The sequence below is a fragment of the Paenibacillus sp. MER 99-2 genome, from assembly GCF_023714095.1.
Taxonomy (GTDB): domain Bacteria; phylum Bacillota; class Bacilli; order Paenibacillales; family Paenibacillaceae; genus Paenibacillus.
In genome coordinates, this window is sequence record NZ_JAMAUZ010000027.1 from 1 (window position 1) to 527 (window position 527).

Consider the following 527-nt stretch of genomic DNA (forward strand, 5'->3'; position numbering starts at 1 on the left):
GCGTAACCCATTATGGGTTCTAAAGTAAATATAATGTGGGCCCTTAGCTCAGTTGGTTAGAGCGCACCTCTGATAAGGGTGAGGCCGGTGGTTCGAGTCCACCAGGGCCCACCATTTACACCTTAAATTTAATATGGGGCCATAGCTCAGCTGGGAGAGCGCCTGCCTTGCAAGCAGGAGGTCAGCGGTTCGATCCCGCTTGGCTCCACCAACAAGATTTTATAAGCTTGTTCTTTGAAAACTAGATATCGAAACGAAAGTAAATGCGAATTAGAACATTCCTTTAAGCTGATCTTGTGTAAACAAGTGAAGTGTTTTATAAGGTAGACTGCTGGAGCGAGTGATCGAAATGGAGCGACTTTTGGATTTGGACATAGTCCAAACCAAGCGGAGCGACAGCTCGAACACGAGCGAATGGTTAAGCTACTAAGAGCACACGGAGGATGCCTAGGCGCTAGGAGCCGATGAAGGACGTGGCGAACAACGAAACTGCCTCGGGGAGCTGTAAGCAAGCTTTGATCCGGGGG

General features: G+C 49.0%; 2 tRNA genes and 1 rRNA gene. All 3 read left to right on the forward strand.

Going from position 1 to position 527, the window contains the following annotated elements:
* The first annotated feature begins 37 nt into the window (after positions 1-37).
* A tRNA-Ile gene (locus M3636_RS29095) sits at positions 38-114 on the forward strand.
* A gap of 21 nt (positions 115-135) precedes the next feature.
* A tRNA-Ala gene (locus M3636_RS29100) sits at positions 136-211 on the forward strand.
* Between the two features lie 205 nt (positions 212-416).
* Positions 417-527, forward strand: a 23S ribosomal RNA gene (locus M3636_RS29105); the annotation flags it as partial.